18 protein-coding genes are annotated in these 18,166 nt (G+C 72.6%); 10 read left to right on the top strand and 8 right to left on the bottom strand.

Annotated elements, in window-relative coordinates:
• Positions 1-107: 107 nt before the first annotated feature.
• Positions 108-464: an iron chaperone gene (locus ACFSL2_RS04075; RefSeq protein ID WP_377196614.1), complete on the top strand. Its 357-nt coding sequence runs from the start codon at positions 108-110 to the stop codon at positions 462-464.
• A 111-nt stretch (positions 465-575) separates the two neighbouring features.
• Positions 576-1,865, top strand: a complete 1,290-nt coding sequence (locus ACFSL2_RS04070; RefSeq protein ID WP_377196613.1) for a sigma-70 family RNA polymerase sigma factor — start codon at positions 576-578, stop codon at positions 1,863-1,865.
• A gap of 24 nt (positions 1,866-1,889) precedes the next feature.
• Here the strand turns inward: ACFSL2_RS04070 and ACFSL2_RS04065 are convergent, their stop codons facing one another.
• Positions 1,890-3,299: an MFS transporter gene (locus ACFSL2_RS04065; RefSeq protein ID WP_377196612.1), complete on the bottom strand. Its 1,410-nt coding sequence runs from the start codon at positions 3,297-3,299 to the stop codon at positions 1,890-1,892.
• Positions 3,300-3,406: 107 nt separating this feature from the next.
• Complete coding sequence (locus ACFSL2_RS04060) at positions 3,407-4,744, bottom strand: alpha-hydroxy-acid oxidizing protein (RefSeq protein WP_377196611.1); 1,338 nt, start codon at positions 4,742-4,744, stop codon at positions 3,407-3,409.
• A gap of 88 nt (positions 4,745-4,832) precedes the next feature.
• Between ACFSL2_RS04060 and ACFSL2_RS04055 the strand changes: the two genes are divergently transcribed.
• The 8 genes from ACFSL2_RS04055 to ACFSL2_RS04020 all read left to right on the top strand — a co-directional run bounded on the left by ACFSL2_RS04055 (position 4,833) and on the right by ACFSL2_RS04020 (position 11,684).
• On the top strand, positions 4,833-5,405 hold the full coding sequence (locus ACFSL2_RS04055) for an ArsR/SmtB family transcription factor (protein ID WP_377196610.1): 573 nt from the start codon (positions 4,833-4,835) through the stop codon (positions 5,403-5,405).
• The gene (locus ACFSL2_RS04050) at positions 5,402-6,757 is read left to right on the top strand and encodes an MFS transporter (RefSeq protein WP_377196609.1); all 1,356 of its coding nucleotides are present in this window, start codon (positions 5,402-5,404) and stop codon (positions 6,755-6,757) included. Before ACFSL2_RS04055 ends, ACFSL2_RS04050 begins: the two co-directional genes overlap by 4 nt.
• A gap of 179 nt (positions 6,758-6,936) precedes the next feature.
• On the top strand, positions 6,937-8,136 hold the full coding sequence (locus tag ACFSL2_RS04045) for an IS481 family transposase (RefSeq protein WP_377196447.1): 1,200 nt from the start codon (positions 6,937-6,939) through the stop codon (positions 8,134-8,136).
• A gap of 234 nt (positions 8,137-8,370) precedes the next feature.
• Positions 8,371-8,571, top strand: coding sequence for a hypothetical protein (locus tag ACFSL2_RS04040; protein WP_377196608.1), 201 nt, complete (start codon positions 8,371-8,373; stop codon positions 8,569-8,571).
• Positions 8,572-8,649: 78 nt separating this feature from the next.
• Positions 8,650-8,943 carry a glycine zipper domain-containing protein gene (locus ACFSL2_RS04035; protein ID WP_377196607.1) on the top strand — a complete coding sequence of 98 codons (294 nt, stop codon included), beginning with the start codon at positions 8,650-8,652 and terminating at the stop codon, positions 8,941-8,943.
• Positions 8,944-8,992: 49 nt separating this feature from the next.
• Positions 8,993-10,003 (top strand): alpha/beta hydrolase, encoded by a 1,011-nt coding sequence (locus tag ACFSL2_RS04030; protein ID WP_377196606.1) that lies wholly within the window; start codon positions 8,993-8,995, stop codon positions 10,001-10,003.
• Positions 10,004-10,096: 93 nt separating this feature from the next.
• Entirely contained in the window at positions 10,097-10,870 is a 774-nt protein-coding gene (locus tag ACFSL2_RS04025) for a glycerophosphodiester phosphodiesterase (RefSeq protein ID WP_377196605.1), read from the top strand.
• Positions 10,871-10,943: 73 nt separating this feature from the next.
• A complete protein-coding gene (locus tag ACFSL2_RS04020) occupies positions 10,944-11,684 on the top strand; it encodes a hypothetical protein (protein WP_377196604.1) in 741 nt (246 codons plus the stop codon).
• 44 nt (positions 11,685-11,728) lie between these two features.
• Here ACFSL2_RS04020 and aroB read toward each other — a convergent pair whose 3' ends face one another.
• From aroB to mltG, 6 genes are all read right to left on the bottom strand, one after another.
• On the bottom strand, positions 11,729-12,886 hold the full coding sequence (gene aroB, locus ACFSL2_RS04015; RefSeq protein ID WP_377196603.1) for a 3-dehydroquinate synthase: 1,158 nt from the start codon (positions 12,884-12,886) through the stop codon (positions 11,729-11,731).
• The gene (locus ACFSL2_RS04010) at positions 12,883-13,482 is read right to left on the bottom strand and encodes a shikimate kinase (protein WP_377196602.1); all 600 of its coding nucleotides are present in this window, start codon (positions 13,480-13,482) and stop codon (positions 12,883-12,885) included. The genes aroB and ACFSL2_RS04010 overlap by 4 nt, the downstream gene beginning before the upstream one ends.
• On the bottom strand, positions 13,479-14,714 hold the full coding sequence (gene aroC / locus ACFSL2_RS04005) for a chorismate synthase (RefSeq protein ID WP_377196601.1): 1,236 nt from the start codon (positions 14,712-14,714) through the stop codon (positions 13,479-13,481). The genes ACFSL2_RS04010 and aroC overlap by 4 nt, the downstream gene beginning before the upstream one ends.
• 56 nt (positions 14,715-14,770) lie before the next feature.
• Positions 14,771-15,640, bottom strand: coding sequence for a shikimate dehydrogenase (locus tag ACFSL2_RS04000; RefSeq protein WP_377196600.1), 870 nt, complete (start codon positions 15,638-15,640; stop codon positions 14,771-14,773).
• Between the two features lie 2 nt (positions 15,641-15,642).
• Complete coding sequence (locus ACFSL2_RS03995; protein ID WP_377196599.1) at positions 15,643-16,713, bottom strand: endolytic transglycosylase MltG; 1,071 nt, start codon at positions 16,711-16,713, stop codon at positions 15,643-15,645.
• A 280-nt stretch (positions 16,714-16,993) separates the two neighbouring features.
• Positions 16,994-18,130, bottom strand: coding sequence for an endolytic transglycosylase MltG (gene mltG / locus ACFSL2_RS03990; protein WP_377196598.1), 1,137 nt, complete (start codon positions 18,128-18,130; stop codon positions 16,994-16,996).
• Positions 18,131-18,166 lie beyond the last annotated feature (36 nt).

The following is an 18,166-nucleotide window of genomic DNA, read 5'->3' as shown; positions in this document are numbered from 1 at the left end:
CGCCCTGGCGCGCACGCCGTGCCCTGACGGCACCGGCCCGGGAGCTCCCGAACCCGGGCGACGGCGCCGGCCTCGCGCAGCGCCGTCCGCGGAGCGATGCTGTGCAGATGGACGAGTTCACCGAGTACATCGCGAGCCTGGACGGCTCGGTGCGGGACGCCGTCGAGCGCGTGCGGGCCCGCGCGCTGCGGCTGGTCCCCGCCGCCGAGGAGGGCATGAGCTACGGCATGGCCGCGCTGCGCTACCGGGACAGCCCGCTGGTGTCGGCGCGGGCCACGGTGAAGCACATCGGGCTGTACCCGTTCAGCCCGCCGGCGATCGAGGCGCTCGCTCCCGAGCTGACGGGCTTCTCGACGTCGAAGGGCACCATCCGCTTCACGCCCGAGCAGCCGTTGCCCGACGACGTCCTGGACCGGCTCATCCTGCTCCGGCGCGACGAGATCGACGCGATGCGCTCGCACTGATCGGTCGCACTGATCGATCACCCCATAGCCGACCCCATACCCGATGCGACGGTGCTGTCACGTCTGACGCCCGCATCTCGTCATCGGAGCATGACGCGAGAGCATGTCCTCATGACGGAACCCGACACCTCGCACCCCGGTGGTGCGCAGGCCGGTGCGGAGCACGGCGGCGCGCTCCCCCACGACACCCGCCTCGACGGCGCGGCGCTGGACCGGCTGCGCCCTCTGGCGTTCTCGGTGGCGTATCGCATGCTCGGCAGCGTGGCCGAGGCGGAGGACGTGGTGCAGGAGGCGCTGACACGGCTCTCGCAGGCCGACGGCGTGCGCAACCCGGATGCGTTCGTGACCACCGTGACGACCCGGATCGCCATCGACGTGCTGCGGTCCGCCCGGGTGCGGAGGGAGTCCTACGTGGGCGACTGGTTCCCCGAGCCTTTGGTCGGGCCGGTGACGTCGAACCAGCCGGTCGCCATGGCGGCCATGCCGCCGGACGCCGCGGCGCACGCCGAGCTGGCCGACGATCTCTCGACGGCGTTCCTGGTGCTGCTGGAGACCCTCACCCCGACCGAGCGGGCGGCGTTCCTGCTGCACGACGTACTGGGCTTTCCGCACAGCGACGCGGCCGAGGTGATCGGCACGAGCGAGGTCGCCGCCCGCCAGCTGGCGTCACGCGCCAGGCGACGGATCGCCCGGCAGCGCGGCGCCGGCGCCGGACGGGCAGGATCCGCGGAGCCGGGATCCGGGGAGGCACCCGCGAGCGCCGCTCCGGTCCGGTCCGAGGGTCGTTCGAGCGGCCAGCAGGGCGACCGGCCGCGCGACCGGCCGCCCGTCCCGACGGGTGAGCAGCAGGGCGACCGGCCGGGTGAGCGGCCGAGGGAGCAGCCGGGCCGCCGGCCGGGCGACCGCTCGGGCAGGGCGCGTGCCGACGAGCTCGTGACCAGGTTCCTGGCAGCGTGCGAGGAGGGCGCCGTGGACTCGTTCCTGGAGCTGCTCGCCGAGGACGTCGTGATGGCCGGTGACGGGGGCGGGAACGTGCCGAAGGGGATGTCGATCGCCCGGCCGGTCACGGGGCAGGTCGCAGTGGCGCGCCTGCTGGCGACCTTCGTGCGCCGTGGGGGTCCGTTCTCCTTCGAGCGGGCCCTGGTGGGTGGTGAGCCGGGTCTGCTCATCCTGGCCGACGAGAGCGTCGGTGGCGGTCTGATCGGTACCTGGGCGTTCGAGGTCGCGGAAGGGAAGCTCGTGGGCATCCGGGGCGTGATCAACCCGGACAAGCTGCGGCACCTGGGGCCGTTGGCCGATCTGCCCCGGATCCAGCGGTGGCTGCGTGGGCCCGGGCGGCGCCCGCCCCGTCGCGGGGCCGACGCCCCTCGCGGGGCCGACGCCCCTCCGCCCGCCTCGTAGGCGGAGCGGCGTGCACGCCGGCGGTCACGCGTCGGCTACTGGTGCTTCCTGGACGAACCACATCAGGACGAGGCCGAGGAGGACCACGGCGATGATGCCGAGGGTGCCCCAGATCGTCGCTCCCGTCACGGCGATGAGGATGGTCCAGAGCCCGTGCGACATCCAGGACGTCGCACGGCCGGTGGTCGCGTAGAGGCCGAAGATCTCGGACTCCTTGCCCGCGGGGGTCACGCGGGCGAGGTAGGAGCGGGAGGCGGCCTGCGCGGGGCCGACGCACGCGGACAGGACCAGTCCACCGACCCAGTAGACGACGGGGCCGAGGTCGCGCAGGAAGACGACGGCGAGCCCGGCGACGACGATCACGCTGAGCGTGCTGAGGATGACCGAGCGGGGTCCGAAGCGATCGTCGGCCCGGCCGATGAGGATGGTGCTGACTCCGGCCACGAGGTTGGCTGCGATGCCGAAGATGATGACCTGGTCGGGGCTGAACCCGAAGCTCACGCTGCCGATGATGGCGCCGAAGGCGAAGACGCCGCTGAGGCCGTCGCGGAACACGGCGCTGGCCAGGAGGAACCAGAAGGTGCGCCGGGCGGTGCGCCACAGGCCGAGGATGTCGCGGTAGAGGACCGCGTAGCTGGCGAAGAAGCCGACCTTGGCCCGGCCCTTGGTGGGCGGCAGCTCGGGTACGAAGGCGAAGATCGGCCAGACGAACGCCACGGCCCAGACCGCGCAGCCGACCGCTATGACGCGGTAGGCGAGGCCGTTGTCGGTGGGCATGCCCCACCAGCCGGCGCCGTTGGCGATCACGACGAGCAGCAGCATGAGGATGCCGCCCATGTAGCCGAGGCCCCAGCCGAGTCCGGAGACCTTGCCGACGGTCCTGGGCGTGGCGACGGAGACCATCATGGCGTTGTAGTTCACGCCCGCGATCTCGCTGAGCACGCTGCCGAGCCCGATGACTATCGCGCCGAACACGAAGTAGGCGGGGTCCGCCTCGACGAACCACAGCGCGAGCATGCACAGCACCATGCCGCCGGTGGCGCCGCCGAGCCATGCCTTGCGGCGGCCGGACGCGTCGGCCCGCTGGCCCAGCACGGGGGCGACCAGCGCGACGAGCACACCGGCGAGCGTGGTCCACAGCCCGAGGCCGCTGGTCAGCTCGGCCAGCGCGCGGACCCGCAGCGGGTCGTCGTCGTCGAGGGACGCGACGCTCGGGTCCAGGAACGACTCGGAGATCAGGTAGCTGGCCGTGAACACGAACGTGAGGATCACCGTGTTGAACGGCTGCGTCCCCCAGTCCCAGAGCGCCCAGGAGTAGACCTGGCGGCGTGGGATCCGCACACCGTCCCGGAGCTCGAGGCCGGTCCGCGGGGGTGCCGGGGCGCTCGTCGAGCCGGTTTCCGGCGGTTCAGGTCGGCGGGGGGCGTCGGTCATGGCCGCAGTCTGCCCGCGTCGCGTGAATCGTGGGTGCTGGACCGGTCACGATCTCATACCGACCCGACGCCGTGGGGCGGGCCGGCCGGGCCGGTTCGCGGCGCCGGTCAGAGGGCCAGGTTGTGCCGTCCGACCTGCCGCACGTCGGCGACGCCCGCGAGCGCCATGGTGAGGTCGAGCTCGGCGAGGACGTGCTCGGTGACGGCGCGCACGCCGTCGGCTCCGGCGAGGGCGAGGCCGTAGACCCAGGGCCGGCCCAGGAGCACGGCGTCGGCGCCGAGGGCGAGGGCGGTGAAGACGTCGGCGCCGGTGCGGATGCCGGAGTCGAACAGGACGGGGACGGGTGGCGCCGCCGGGTCGGTGCCTGTGCGGGCGCGGACGGCATCGACCACGGGGGCCAGGGTGTCGAGGGACGCGACGGCGTTGTCGATCTGGCGGCCGCCGTGGTTGGACACGATGATGCCGTCGGCACCGTGGTCGAGGGCCGCGCGGGCGTCGTCGGGGTGCTGGACCCCCTTGACGACCAGGGGCAGGGTGGTGCGCTCGCGCAGCCAGGCGAGGTCGGCCCAGGTGAGGGTGGAGCGGGAGAAGACGTCGAGGAAGGTCTCGACGGCGGCGCGCGCGTACGGCTGGGTGAGGTTGCGCAGCGTGGGTCCGGGGTGGTGCCTGGCCATGGACAGCAGCGAGCGGACGGCGGCGACCGTGGGCCGGGCCGGTGCGGGTCGGGGGCTCGACGACGCGGCGGCGCCGACCCGGGCCTCGACCAGCTGCTGGAACACGGGGTCGCTGAGGTACTGGGCGATGCCCTCGGCGCGGGCGAACGGCAGGTAGCCGAGGTCGAGGTCCATCGTGCGCCAGCCGAGCACGTGGGTGTCGAGGGTGACGACGATGGCCTCGCAGCCGGACGCCTCGGCGCGGGCGACGAACGACTCGACCAGGGCGTCGTCGGACGACCAGTAGAGCTGGAACCAGCGGGGGCCGTCGCCGAGGATCGCGGCGGTTTCCTCCATCGGGGTGGAGGCCTGGGAGGAGATGACAACGGGCAGGCCGAGGCCACGGGCGGCGTGGGCGAGGGCCGGCTCGGCGTGGCGGGGGGCGGCAGCGCGGCCGCCGCGCCGGTGCTGCACGGCGAGCTCCAGCGCGCCAACGGGGGCGAACAGCACGGGCGCCGGCAGGTCCCGACCGAGCAGGGTGGTGGCCAGGGAACGCTCGCCGACGTCGACGAGCTGGCGCGGGACGGTCCGGTACCGGCCGAAGGCCTCGCGGTTGGCGTCGACGGTGCGCTGGGCGCCCGCACCACCGGCGACGTAGGACCAGCCGGCGCGGGTCATCCGGCGCCTGGCGGCGGTGGCGAGCGCGTCGGGGCTGGTGGGGACGGTCGGCCGGTGGCCGTACACCCCGTCGCGGTAGATCGACGACTGCACTGTCCGGCCGATATTGCGCATGCCGGACATCTTGTCATGTGGCTCCGCCCACCGAGCAAATGTACAAGCCCTCTTGTACAACTTCTCTTGTGGAACTAGGGTCGTGGCCATGCCCACCCCCGACGTACGCAGGCTCACCGAGGCCAAGGCACTCGCCGCGCTCGCCCACCCCACCCGCTCACGCCTGCTCGACAGCCTCACGGTCGACGGGCCCGGCACCGCCTCCGACCTCGCCGAGCGGATCGGGCAGGCGGTCGGCAGCATCAGCCACCACATGAAGGTCCTGGCCGACGCCGGGCTCGTCCAGGAAGCGGCGGAGCTCGCGCGCGACAGACGGGAGCGCTGGTGGCGCATCACTCCTGGCCGCGTCTCGTGGTCGCGCACGGACGTGGCGCAGGACCTGGCCTCGACGCGGACCGCCGTCGCCGCCGAGAAGTTCGTGCTCGCCCAGCAGACCGAGCGTGCCTACGAGTGGCTGGAGGTCGCGCAGAGCGCCGACGAGTGGGAAGCCGCCGCGTTCGCCGCCCAGGGCTGGCTGCGTCTCACCCCGGACGAGCTGCGACAGGTCAACCAGGAGCTGCTCGACGTCGTGGACCGGTGGCGGCACCGCGACGTGCCCGCCGACGACCGCGAGCGCGAGTCGGTCTTCCTGTTCGCCCGCGGCTTCCCGGCGCAGCCATGAGTGCGCCCGCCGGCAGCGCACCGGCCGCCACCGACGACGCGGGCCGGGCCCCCGCCGCCCCGCTGTCCCGTAACCGCTCGTTCTCGCTCCTGTGGCTGGGCGAGGGCGTGAGCGTGCTCGGCAACACCATGACGTCCGCCCTGCTGCCGCTGCTCGCCGTCGTCTCCCTGGACGCCGGGCCGCTGTGGATGGGGCTCATCACGGCCGCGGCCTGGCTGCCGTGGCTGGTGATCGGTCTGCCCGCGGGCGCCTGGGTGGACCGGCTCCCCGCCAAGCGGGTCATGATCGCCGCCGACGTCGTCGCCGCGGCGGCCCTGGCCTCGGTACCCGCCGCCTGGGCTCTCGACCGGCTCACCCTGACCCACCTCGTGGTGGCCGCCCTGCTGAACGGGACCTGCACCGTCTTCTTCCGCACCGCCTACGTGGTCTTCCTGCCCCAGGTGGTGGCGCCGGAACAGCTCGAACCGGCGAACGCCCGCCTGTTCGGCACGGAGTCGGCGATGCAGCTCGTCGGGCCGGGCGCCGGCGGCCTGCTGGCACAGTGGCTCTCGGCCGCCCTCGGCCTCCTGGTCGACGCGGTGACGTTCCTCGTCTCGGCCGTCTGCCTGTGGCGGATCAAACCGGCGTACGCCCCGCCGGCGCCGGACCGCGCCGGCGCGGCGGGCGAACCGTTGTGGGCGCGGATCCGCGAGGGCGTCGCGTACGTGCGCCGCGACCGCTACCTGCCGTGGTTCGTGCTGATCGGCGGCCTGTCGAACTTCGGGCTCACCGGGTACACGACGCTCTTCGTGCTCCACCTGGTCCGGGACCTGGGCCTCGCTCCTGCCCAGGTCGGCCTGACCTTCGCCCTGGCCGCGTGCGGCGGCCTCCCCGGCGCCGTCATGGCCACCTGGCTCAGCCGCCGCTTCGGCAACGGACGGGCCTCGACCATCCTGCTGCTGTGCTCCGGCCCGGTCGCCCTGCTGGTGGGCCTCGGCAGCCCGGGGTGGGGCGTCGCCGTACCGGTGCTGGGCAGCTTCCTCGCGGGGCTGTTCATCGTCGCGGGCAACGTGATCCGGGGCGCCTGGCGTCAGCGGTACGTCCCGCCCGAGATCATGGGGCGCGTCACGACCACCATGCAGATGGTCAACTTCGGCACCATGCCGCTCGCGGGGCTCGCCGCGGGCTGGCTCGGCGGAGCCCTCGGAGTGCGGGAGACCATCCTCCTCATGGCCGCGACCCACTGCCTGGCGTGCTTCCTGGTCCTGCTCAGCCCGTTGCGACCGCTGCGCGAGCTGCCGACCCGGCCCGCCGGCCCGCTCGACGGCACCGACGCCCGGCCGCCACGGCAGCAGCCCGCTCGTGGTGATTGATCTCCCACCGACCGCCGTCTAGCATCGGGCGCCCGGGGGTGGAGGGGGTCCGGTGCCTGGTCATGACGTGTTCCTGTCCTACGACTGTGTGATCTCAGGACATCGGAATGGGGTGTCTCGGGTCATCGGAATAGGCGTGTCTCAAGACATCGGCATCCCGCGGCCGGTACACCCCGGTCATGTCCATCAGGAAGCTCGTGATCACGGCCGTGCTGGCCGGTTCGTCGCAGTCCGAGACCGCCCGCCGCTACGGCGTCTCGCAGGGCTGGGTCTCACGACTCATGGCCCGCTACGCGGCCGAGGGTGACGCCGCCTTCGAGACCCGGTCTCGCCGCCCGCACACCACACCGAACGCGACCCCACCTGCTGTCGTGGAACAGATCCTGCGACTACGCAAGCGTCTGACCGAGCAGGGCCTGGACGCCGGCGCCGACACGATCGTGTGGCACCTGACCCACCACCACCAGACCACCGTCTCCCGGGCCACCGTCCACCGGATCCTGACCCGCGAAGGCACCATCACCCCCGAACCCAGGAAACGCCCCCGGTCCTCCTACCTCCGATTCCAGGCCGACCAGCCGAACGAGACCTGGCAGTCCGACTTCACCCACTACCGGCTCACCCGACCCGACGGCACTCCCGGCACCGACGCCGAGATCATCACCTGGCTGGACGACCACTCCCGCTACGTGCTGCACGCCAGCGCTCACCAGCGCGTCACCGCACCCGTCGTGCTGCACACGTTCCGCAAGGCCTGTGAGCAGCACGGACACCCCGCTTCGGTGCTGACCGACAACGGCATGGTCTACACCGTCCGCTACGCCGGCGGCCGCGGTGGACGCAACCACCTCCAGCACGAGCTACGCCGCCTGAACATCGTCCAGAAGAACGGCCGCCCGAACCACCCCACCACCCAGGGCAAGGTCGAACGCTTCCAGCAGACCATGAAGAAATGGCTCCGCGCCCAGCCGATCCAGCCGACGACGACCACAGAGCTGCAAACACTGATCGACACCTTCGTCGACGAGTACAACCACCGGCGCCCACACCGGTCACTGCCGCACCGCCAGACCCCGGCCACCGCCTACCAGGCCCGCCCGAAGGCGACCCCGAACACCGACCGCACCACCGATACCCACGACCGCGTCCGCCACGACCGCGTCTCGACCGCCGGAACCATCACCCTGCGCCACAACGGCACGCTCTACCGGATCGGGATCGGCAAGACCTACGCCCGAACCTACGTCCTGGCCTTGGTCCAGGACCTCGACATCCGGATCATCAACGCAGCCACCGGTGAAATCCTCCGCGACCTCACACTCGACCCGACCCGGATCTACCAGGGCACCGGCCGACCACCCGGCCCTACCCGGAAATGACGAATGGCCTGAACCTACGATTCGTAGGTTCAGGCCATTCCGATGTCCTGCGACATCACATTCCTGTCCTACGACCCTACGACCCTGCGACCCTGCGACGGACGAGCCGTTCACCCGACGGATCGGTCCGCGTCGTGGACCCGGGCAGCGGGCGCCTGCGCGGCGAGGCGAAGGTCGCGGGCGGCCCGTGGGCCTCCGCCGAGATCGCCCCGACGGGCGCCGCGTGACAGCCCCATGCTCGCCGCCACACCCGGCCGGCTCCTCGTGATCGGGAGCAGCCCCGACAACCGCCGGGTGGTCCGCCGCGACACCAGCGCCGACGGCCTGCTGGAGGCGGCCTGCGCGACCGCCGGCCGGGACCTGACCGTCCAGGAATGGCACCAGGCGGCCGACACCGCGCCGCCGTCGGACCTGTCCTGCACGCGAGCGCCGTGAGCCGGTCGGGACGGCGCACGCTCGAAGTTCCGCCTCTCGGGGGAGGTCATGCCGAGGCCTTCCGCCTAGCGTGAGGACATGGCCAACCATGGAGACCCGGCGAACGAGGAACCGGACCGTCACGGCGGCGGCGCCTCGTCGACCGCGACCTGGAACTGGGGCGCGGGCATCGCCGTCGCGCTGGGCGTGGGCGTCGCCCTGGGCTCCGCCCTCGGCAACGTCGCCCTCGGCATCGCGTTCGGCGTCGCATTCTTCCCCGTGTTCGCGATGCTCTTCCGCAGCAGGCCCAGTGGTCCGGCGAATCCGCCTCCGCCTGCCGGCGGACCGCCCCCGTCCGACGACGGAGCACCGCCCGCCGACATCAAGGACTGACCGGCTCGTCGTGCCGCACGACCCGACCCGACCGGGCTACGATCCACTCGTGCCTGTACCGCCCCTGCCCGAGTCGCCGCAGGTCACGCTCCACTGGCGCACCGACCACCTGCTCGGCGAACCGTTCCTGGAGGCCCCGCTCGGGCCCGCGACGCTCGTGCGGTACCCGCACCCGGCCGACGCTCCCCCGGCCCGCGCCGCCGTCATCCACGTGCACGGCTACAACGACTACTTCTTCCAGGAGCACCTGGCCCGTGCCTTCGCGGCGGCCGGCTACGCGTTCTACGCCGTCGACCTGCGGGCGGCGGGACGGTCGTTGCAGAGCGACCAGATCCCGCACTTCGTGCTGGACCTGCGCGAGCAGGCCACCGACATCGCCGCTGCCGCCCGGACCGTCCGAGCGCTGGAGCCGGGCCTGCCGCTCGTCGTGCACGCGCACTCCACGGGCGGGCTCACCGCGTCGCTGTGGGCGCACGCCCACCGGAACGCCGCGGGCGCCGACGCCGGACCCGACGTGCTGGTGCTCGACTCACCGTTCCTCGACCTGCACGCCCCGCACTGGAAGCGCACCTTCGGGACGCGGGTGCTGGACACGGTCGGCCACCTCGCTGCGACCGCCGTCGTCAGCGACGGCCCGTCCCGGTACGCCGAGCACCTGCTCGTCGCCAACGGCGGACGCTGGGACTTCGACACCACGCTCAAGCGCCCCGAGGGCCTGCCCAGCCGGGTCGGGTGGTTCGTCGCCGTGCGGCGCGGCCAGGCGCGCGTCGCCGCCGGCCTGGACATCGCGTGCCCGGTGCTGCTCGCCCGGTCCGACTCGTCCGGCCCCGACATGCTCGACAACCCGCTGCTGGACGCGCAGGACACCGTGCTCGACGTGCGGCAGATGGCCGCGCTCGTACCGTGTCTCGGGCACGACGTCACCGAGCTGGTCGTCCCGGGCGGGATCCACGACCTCACGCTGTCGGCCGGCGGGCCGCGCGAGGCCTACCTCGGGCGCATGCTGGAATGGACGAACAGCCGGGTCGGCGCCGTCGTCGGTGCTCGTGACGCCACGTAGCACCCACCAGCCGGTACGCACGACGCAGTACACGCGACGCAACTTTCACGCCACAGCTTTCATGACGCAGGACCGAGACCCGAGGGACAGCCAGTGACCTACTTCGAGGGGCCGTTCCAAGCCCTCGCCCACCGCGGATTCGCACACGCTTCGGCCGGCACCGAGGGCCTGGAGAACTCGCTGGCGGCGTTCGGCGCCGCCGTCGACCTCGGCTACCGCTACGTCGAGACGGACGCGCACGGCACGGCCGACGGCGTGGCCGTCGCGCTGCACGACGAGTCGCTGGACCGCACCACCGACGGCACCGGTCTCGTGGCGGAGCTGCCGTGGTCCGAGGTCAGCGAGGCCCGCATCGGCGGTGTCGAGCCCGTCCCGCTGCTGGAGGACGTGCTGGGCGGCTGGCCCGGCCTGCGGGTGAACGTGGACGTCAAGCACAACTCCAGCGTGGGTCCGGTCGCCCGGGCCATCGAGAAGACCGCGTCGTGGGACCGCGTGTGCGTCACCTCCTTCGACGTCGCGCGGCGCCGCGCCACGCTCGCGAAGCTGTCCCGTCCGGTGACGACGTCCGCGGGCCGCAAGGAGATCGCGGCCTTCCTCGCCGGCGTGCGGCTCCACGTGCGGCCGCTCGCCCGGCGGGCGCTGCGCGACGTCGACGCGCTGCAGGTCCCGGTGGGCGAGGGCGCCGTCACCGTCGTGGACATCGCCTCGATCGACGCCGCGCACGCCCTCGGCAAGAAGGTGCACGTCTGGACCATCGACGACCCGGACGAGATGGACCGGCTCATCGACGAGGGCGTGGACGGCCTGGTCACCGACCGCGCCGACCTCCTGAAGGACCTCCTGATCGGGCGGGGCCTGTGGGAGTAGCGGGACAAGATCACCCAGGCGACTCCCTGGCCGGTGGTTGCGCCGGGGCGCACGCCCTGTCGAGAATGAAGCGGTGAGCAGCCCGGACGGCATCCCCAGCGAGTCGGCGCCACGGAGGAAGCGGCGTGGTCGGCGCACCGTGCTGCTCGCGATCGCGACGGTTGCCGTCGTCGGTGTCGGCACGGCAGGAGCCGTGTTCGCAGCGACGGCGAACGACACCACGCCGTGGGGCGGAGCCGCACCGCTGCAGCCCTTTCCGTTGGTGCAGCCGGAGCGTCTTCTTGTCCCGGACGGGACGGTCCCGACCGGGCATGTCCGCGTCCCGGAGCTCCGGGAGGGCCTGGACGCGGAGGAACTCGGTCACGCAGCGATCGACGCCACGACGGCGGAGTGGATCGAGAGCCTCCAGACCGCGGTACGGAACGACCCGAACTTTGGTTCCGTGGCGATCTCCGCGGACCGCGCCACCGTCACGATCACCTGGTTCAGCGAGCCGAGCGCAACGCTTCGAGCGCAGATCGACGCCGCTCCCGCGGACGTGGAGGTCGTCGTCCAGTCGGCCGCGTTCCGTACCGGCGAGCTGCAGGATCTCGTGCTGAAAGCGATGCGGCCCGGCCTCGTGCCCGGCGTCCAGGTCACGACCGGCGGCCCCGAGAACGACGGCTCCGGTCTCCGGCTCACCATCCTGGAGCTCCCCGCCGGTCAGACCCTTGAGGACGTCGGCCACGACATCGCCACGGCCCTCGAGCGCACCGACGTGCCGATCTCCGTCGAGGTCAGCGGACCGGTCACCGCGATCTCCGGCACCCGCTGACAACCGGCTGGGCGGAATGCCCCACCCGCTGCGCGCGGACCGGCTCAGCCCAGCGTCAGCGTCACCGGGGTGCCCGGGCCCTTGGCCGGGGGCTCCTTCGAGACCTCCGCGTAGGCGGCGGCCAGGAGCGTCGGGTCGGGGCCCTCCAGGCGGACCGGCTTGGCCACGTCGTCCAGCACCACGAACCGCAGCAGGTCCCCGCGCGTCTTCTTGTCGCGGCGCATCGCGGCCAGCAGCTGGTCCCAACGGTCGCCCCGGTAGTGCACCGGGAGCCCGAGCGAGGACAGCAGGGCGCGGTGCCGGTCGGCGACGTCGTCGGGCAGCTTGCCCGCCATCCGGGCAAGCTCTGCGGCGAAGACCATGCCGACGCTGACGGCGGCGCCGTGGCGCCACTGGTACCGCTCGGCCAGCTCGATCGCGTGGCCCAGCGTGTGCCCGTAGTTCAGGATCTCGCGCAGGCCGGCCTCCTTGAGGTCCTCGCCCACCACCTGAGCCTTGACGCGGACAGACCGCTCGACGAGCTCGGCCACGACGGCCCAGGTCTCATCGGACGCATCCTGGCCGGCCCAGTTGCGCAGCTCGTCGACGTGGGCCTCGACCACGTCCAGGATCACCGGGTCGGCGATGAAGCCCGTCTTGACGACCTCGGCCAGCCCTGCCACGAGGTCCCACTTGTCGAGCGAGCCGAGCGCCGCGAGGTCGCACAGCACACCGGCCGGCGGGTGGAACGCACCGACGAGGTTCTTGCCCTCGGACGTGTTGATACCGGTCTTGCCGCCCACGGCGGCGTCGACCATCGCGAGCAGCGTGGTCGGTACGTGGACGACGCGGATCCCCCGCAGCCAGGTGGCGGCGACGAACCCGGCAAGGTCCGTGGTGGCGCCTCCGCCGACGCCGACGATCGCGTCCGAGCGCGTGAAGTCGAGCTGGCCCAGCAGGCCCCACAGGAACGCCGCGACCTGGGGCGTCTTGGCCTCCTCGGCGTCGGGCACCTCGGCCACGAACGCCTCGTAGCCCGACGCCTTGAGGTCCTCCGCGATGGTGTCCGCCGTCGCCGACAGGGTGGCCGGGTGGATCACCATGACCTTGCGGGCCACGCCCACCAGGGACGGCAGCTCCCCCAGCAGGTGGCGGCCGATGACGACGTCGTAGGGCGCGTCTCCCCGCACGGTGATCCGTGCGGGGGCGCTGTCGGTGCTCACGTGGTGCTCTCCTTCGTACTTTCCGTCCGCTTGGGGTCCACCAGCTCGGGGACCTCCAGGTCGAGGCCCAGGGCCTCCATGATCTCGGCGGCCACCTGCTCGCCGGGCCGCTCGCTCGACACGATGGTCAGCGTGGCGAGGCGCTCGTAGGTGGGTCGCCGCTCGGTCATCAGCTTCTGCCACTGCGCGCGGGGGTTGCCCAGCAGCAGCGGCCGCGCCTGGTTCATGCCGACGCGCTGCGCCGCGATCGCCAGCGGCACGTCGAGGAACACGACGTGGCCACCGCCTGCCGCGTACTGCTCCAGCGCGTCCTGCGTCACGGGGTTCATGATCGCGCCGCCCCCGAGGGACAGCACGCCGTCGTGCTCGGCGAGGGCAGCCAGCACCGCCTCGCGCTCGAGCTCGCGGAACCGGGGCTCGCCGTCGTCCACGAAGATCTCGCTGACGGGCTTGCCCGCGGCCGCCTCGATGTCCGCGTCGGTGTCCCGGACGGTGACGCCCAGGCCGGCCGCGAGGATGCGGCCCACCTTGGACTTGCCCGACCCGGGCGGCCCGATCATGACCGCGACGGGCCCGCGGCGGGTCGCGGCCGTCACTGCAGCAGCTCCGGGATGGCGGCGAGGTAGGACTCGACGTTGCGGCGCACCTCGACCACGGAGTCGCCGCCGAACTTCTCGCACGCGGCCTCCGCCAGCGTGAGCGCGACCATCGCCTCGGCGACGACGGCGGCGGGCGGCACCGCGCAGACGTCGGACCGCTGGTGGTGCGCCACGACGGGCTCACCGGTGGCGACGTCCACGGTCGGCAGGGCGCGGGGCACCGTCGAGATCGGCTTCATCGCGGCGCGCACGCGCACGATCTCGCCGTTCGACATGCCGCCCTCGATGCCACCGGCGCGGTTGGTGGTGCGGTGGATCCTGCCCGGCCCGGCGCCCTCCGCCCCGGCGTCGCGCACGATCTCGTCGTGGGCGGCGGTGCCACGTCGACGCGCGGTGCGGAAGCCGTCGCCGACCTCGACGCCCTTGATCGCCTGGATGCCCATGAGCGCGGCGGCGAGGCGTGCGTCGAGCCTGCGGTCGCCCTGCACGTAGGTGCCGAGGCCGGACGGCACGCCGTAGGCGAGCACCTCGACGACGCCACCGAGGGTGTCGCCGTCCTTCTTGGCCAGGTCGATCTCCTCGACCATGAGCTTCGACGACGCGGCGTCGAAGCAGCGCACCGGGTCGGCGTCGAGGGCGGCCACGTCGTCGGGGGCGGGCAGGGCGGCGTCGTCGGGCGCCGCCGCCTCGCCGATGGCAACCACGTGGGAGACCAGGCGGATGCCGAGGGCCTGCTCGAGAAACTTCGCCGCGGCCACGCCGAGCGCGACCCGGGCCGCCGTCTCGCGCGCCGAGGCCCGCTCCAGCACCGGGCGGGCGTCCTCGAAGCCGTACTTGCGCATGCCTACCAGGTCGGCGTGTCCCGGCCGGGGGCGCGTCAGGGGCCGGTTGCGGGCCACCTCGCGCTCGTCACCCGTCCCGGCGTCGACCAGGAGCGCCTCCGGCGGCACCGGGTCGGCCGACATGACGTCGGTCCACTTGGGCCACTCGGTGTTGGCGATCTCGATCGCGAGCGGGCCGCCCTGCGTGATCCCGTGGCGCAGACCACCGAGCACCCGCACCTGGTCCTGCTCGAACTTCATCCGCGCCCCGCGGCCGTAGCCGAGGCGCCGGCGCGCGAGCGCGCCTTGAATGTCCGACGTGGTCAGCTCCACCCCAGCGGGCAGACCCTCCATCACCCCCACCAGGGCTGGACCGTGCGACTCACCCGATGTCAACCAACGCAGCATGGCGCGATTGTTTCACGCGTGTCCCGCACCCGGCGCCCGGTGTCCACAGGACGGCGTCAGCCGAGCGCTGCCCGCAACGCCTCGTCCATCGCACCCAGCGGCGCCGGGCGCCCCGTCATCAGCCGCACCTGCTCGGCGGCCTGGTGCAGCAGCATGCGCTCGCCGCCCACGGCGTCGGCCCCCAGGGCGGTCCACGCGGACTGCAGGACCGTGGGACGCGGGTCGTAGACCACGTCCAGCAGCACACCGCGGGGTTTCTCCCCCGCGCCCGTCGACAGGGTCGTCAGCAGGGGGGCCCAGGTGTCCGCCGCGTACTTCGGCGTCGTGGAGACGACGGCGTCCGCGGTCGCCAGGGCCGACGTCGTCGCCTGCTCGTCGAACACCTCGAACGACGGGCTGACCCCCATCCGCGCCACCGCCTCGCGCAGCGGGCCGATCCGGTCCAGGGACCGGACGAAGACCCGCGGCGAGGGGCACCCGAGCTCGGCGACCGCCGCGAGGGCCGACGCCGCGGTGGCACCGCCGCCCAGGACCGCGGCGTCCGAGACCCGGCGGGTACCGAGGCCCTCCCGCAGTGCAGCGACGATGCCGTGCACGTCGGTGTTGGTGCCGGTGGCGACAACCCGGCCGCGGACCGTGGCGAACAGCACCGTGTTCACCGCACCCACGGCCTCGGCGAGGGGCTCCACGTGGTCCAGCAACGGGATGATCGCGTGCTTGAGGGGCATGGTCAGGCTGAGCCCGGCCCAGTCCGGGTCCAGACCCCGCAGGAAGCCCGGCAGGGTGTCCTCCGTGACGTCGTGGACGCCGTACTCCCACCCGTCCAGCCCCAGCGCGTGGTACGCCGCGGTGTGCAGCACCGGGGACAGGGAGTGGGCGACGGGGTGGCCGAGCACCGCGGCGCGACGCATGGTCGTGGTGTGCATGATCAGTAGCCGTTCTCCGCTGCCCAGGCCTGGTACTCGTCCTTGAAGACGAGGAACTCGTCGTAGCTGTCGGTGAACTTCGTCTCCTGCGAGTCCAGGTTCACCGTCACGTACCACCGCCAGGGCCCTTCCGGCGGGTTCAGGACGGCTTCGACCGACGCCTTGCTCGGCGCGCCGATGGCGGTCGGCGGCAGGCCCGGGACCACCCGCGAGGCGTAGGGGAACGACTCGTCCTGGAACTCCTCCGTGGTGATCTCGTGCGACGGCTTCCCGCGGCCGTACGAGTCGATCGCGTCCAGGCCGAGCGGCTCGTCGATCTCGAGCCGGTTCTCGATCACCCGGGCGACCTCGCCCCGGTACTCGTCCGGCGCCTCGCGCTCGACCAGGGACGCCTTGATGATGACCTCGTTGCGCTGGTCCGCCGGCACGTCCAGCTCGTCGAGCTCGCTCACCGTCATGGCGACCGCGTCCTTGAGCACGTCCACCGCGCTCGTGTCGTCCGGCTTTGCCTCGTAGGTGTTGGCCGCCAGCCAGCCCTCCAGCTCCCCACCCGCCTCCGCGGGCAGGCCCAGCGCCTTCGGGTCCGCCAGGGCCGCCTCGACGTCCTCCTGGGGCCAGCCCTGGTCGACCATCGTCTGCTGGACCTGCGCCACCGTGTGGCCCTCGACGATCGTCAGGCCGCTCCGGTCCACGTTGTTCTGCGCCAGCAGCTCGACGGCGGCCGCGGCACTCATGTGCAGCTTCATCTCGCGGGTCCCGGGCTGGATCGCCGCGGCGTCCGGGTTGGCGTTGAACGCGCGCACGAACGCGTCGGCGCTGGCCACCACGTCCTGCTCCGCGAGCGCCACGCCGATCGTGCGCCCGCTGCCCTGCGGGACCTCGACGACGACCGGCTCCCCGCCCGTGCCCTCGTAGTCGGCGGCGGCCAGCGGCGTGCGGAGGCCGAAGAGATAACCGTCGTTCAGCACCGTCCAGCCGCCCAGGGCGCCGAGGACCAGCAGGACGGCCACCACCGCGAGGACCAGCGGGCGCCTGGAGCGCCTCGACCGCCTGTCGCGCCGGCTGGTGTGCACGTCCCGCTCTCCTCGTCGCCCGCGAGAGCCGCTGGCGTGCCGCGGTGGCCCCTGATAATTCACTCCGGGCAGGGCCTCGGTCACGCTCGCTCCATCCTCTGCACTGCCTGGATCTCTGGTCGATCCACGCTGGTCACCGACCGGGCGCGCGGCATCGTGGTCCGATGTCACGATCACATCACAGCCCGGGTGCCGCGAACGCTACCCCGATCGGTACATTCCCGGCCAACTCCCGGGATTCAGCGCGCAGCAGCGGCAGGAACCCGTCCGACCTGCCCGTTCATTCGTTCGCGTCCTGCCACGCACGCAGCTCCGCGACGTTCAGCTGGTGCTCCTCGAAGTCCTCGGCGAACTTCGTCTCCCCCGTGTCGAGGTTGACCGTGACCCAGAACTTCCATTCGCCCGGCGTCGGGTTGAGCACCGCGTCGATCGCCACCTCGCCCGGGTTGGCGATCGGGCCCGGCGGCAGACCCGTGTGCTCGTACGTGTTGTACCGGTTCTTCGCGTCGTTGAGGTCGTCCCGCGTCAGCTCGGTGCCGGGCTTGTCGGCCCCGTACGCGACGGCCGCGTCGATCTCGAGGAACGTGTCGTCGGCCAGCCGGTTCTCGATCGCCCGCGCGATCTTGGGCTTGTCCGCGGCGTGCAGGCCCTCGCGCTCCACGAGCGACGCCTTGGTCAGCACGTCCTGCCGGTCGCCCGCGGGGACGTCCTTCTTCCCCAGCAGCTGGTCGGTGCGGTCGACCATCCGCGACAGCAGGTCCTCGGCGGTGTCGTTCGGCTTCACCATGTAGGTGTCGGCGTACAGCCAGCCCTCGGCCTTGCCGCCGGCCTGCTTCGGCAGGCCGATCGCGGACGGGTCCTTCAGAGCGGCCGTGAAGTCCTTGGCCGGCAGGCCGGTGACCTGCACGGCACGGTCGACGATCTGCTCGACCGTGTAGCCCTCGGGAATGGTGAGCTGCAGGTCCACGGTGTCGTTCTTGACCAGCAGCGCGACCGCGTCCCGGGCGGGCATCTCCTCGAGCATGGCGTGGGTGCCGGGCCGGATCAGTACCGAGTCCGGGTTGGCCTCGAAGGCCGTCGTGAACGCCGACACGCTGGCGACGACGCCGGCCTCGTAGAGCGTCTCACCCATGGCGGTGCCGGTAGCGCCCTCGGGGATCTCGACGACGATCGGGTCGCCACCGGGGCCCGAGAAGTCCTTGGACTCGAGCGGGTTCGTCAGGCCGGTCAGCCAGTCCAGGTTCGTCCAGACCGCGTAGCCCGACCCGCCGACCAGCACGAGGGCGACCAGGAGCACGATGAACGAGCGCCCGTTCCGGCCGCGTCGTCGGCGGCGCTGGGCCCGCCTGCTGGATCTCGGTTCAGGGAACGCGGGGTCTGCCTGGCTACGCGGGGGCGCCGTGAAGAGGTCCGTCACCGGAGACTCACTGTCCTTCGTTGGGGGGGCACTGGG

The sequence above is a fragment of the Promicromonospora aerolata genome, from assembly GCF_042682255.1.
Taxonomy (GTDB): domain Bacteria; phylum Actinomycetota; class Actinomycetes; order Actinomycetales; family Cellulomonadaceae; genus Promicromonospora; species Promicromonospora aerolata.
This window is presented reverse-complemented; position numbering and strand designations above follow the sequence as displayed.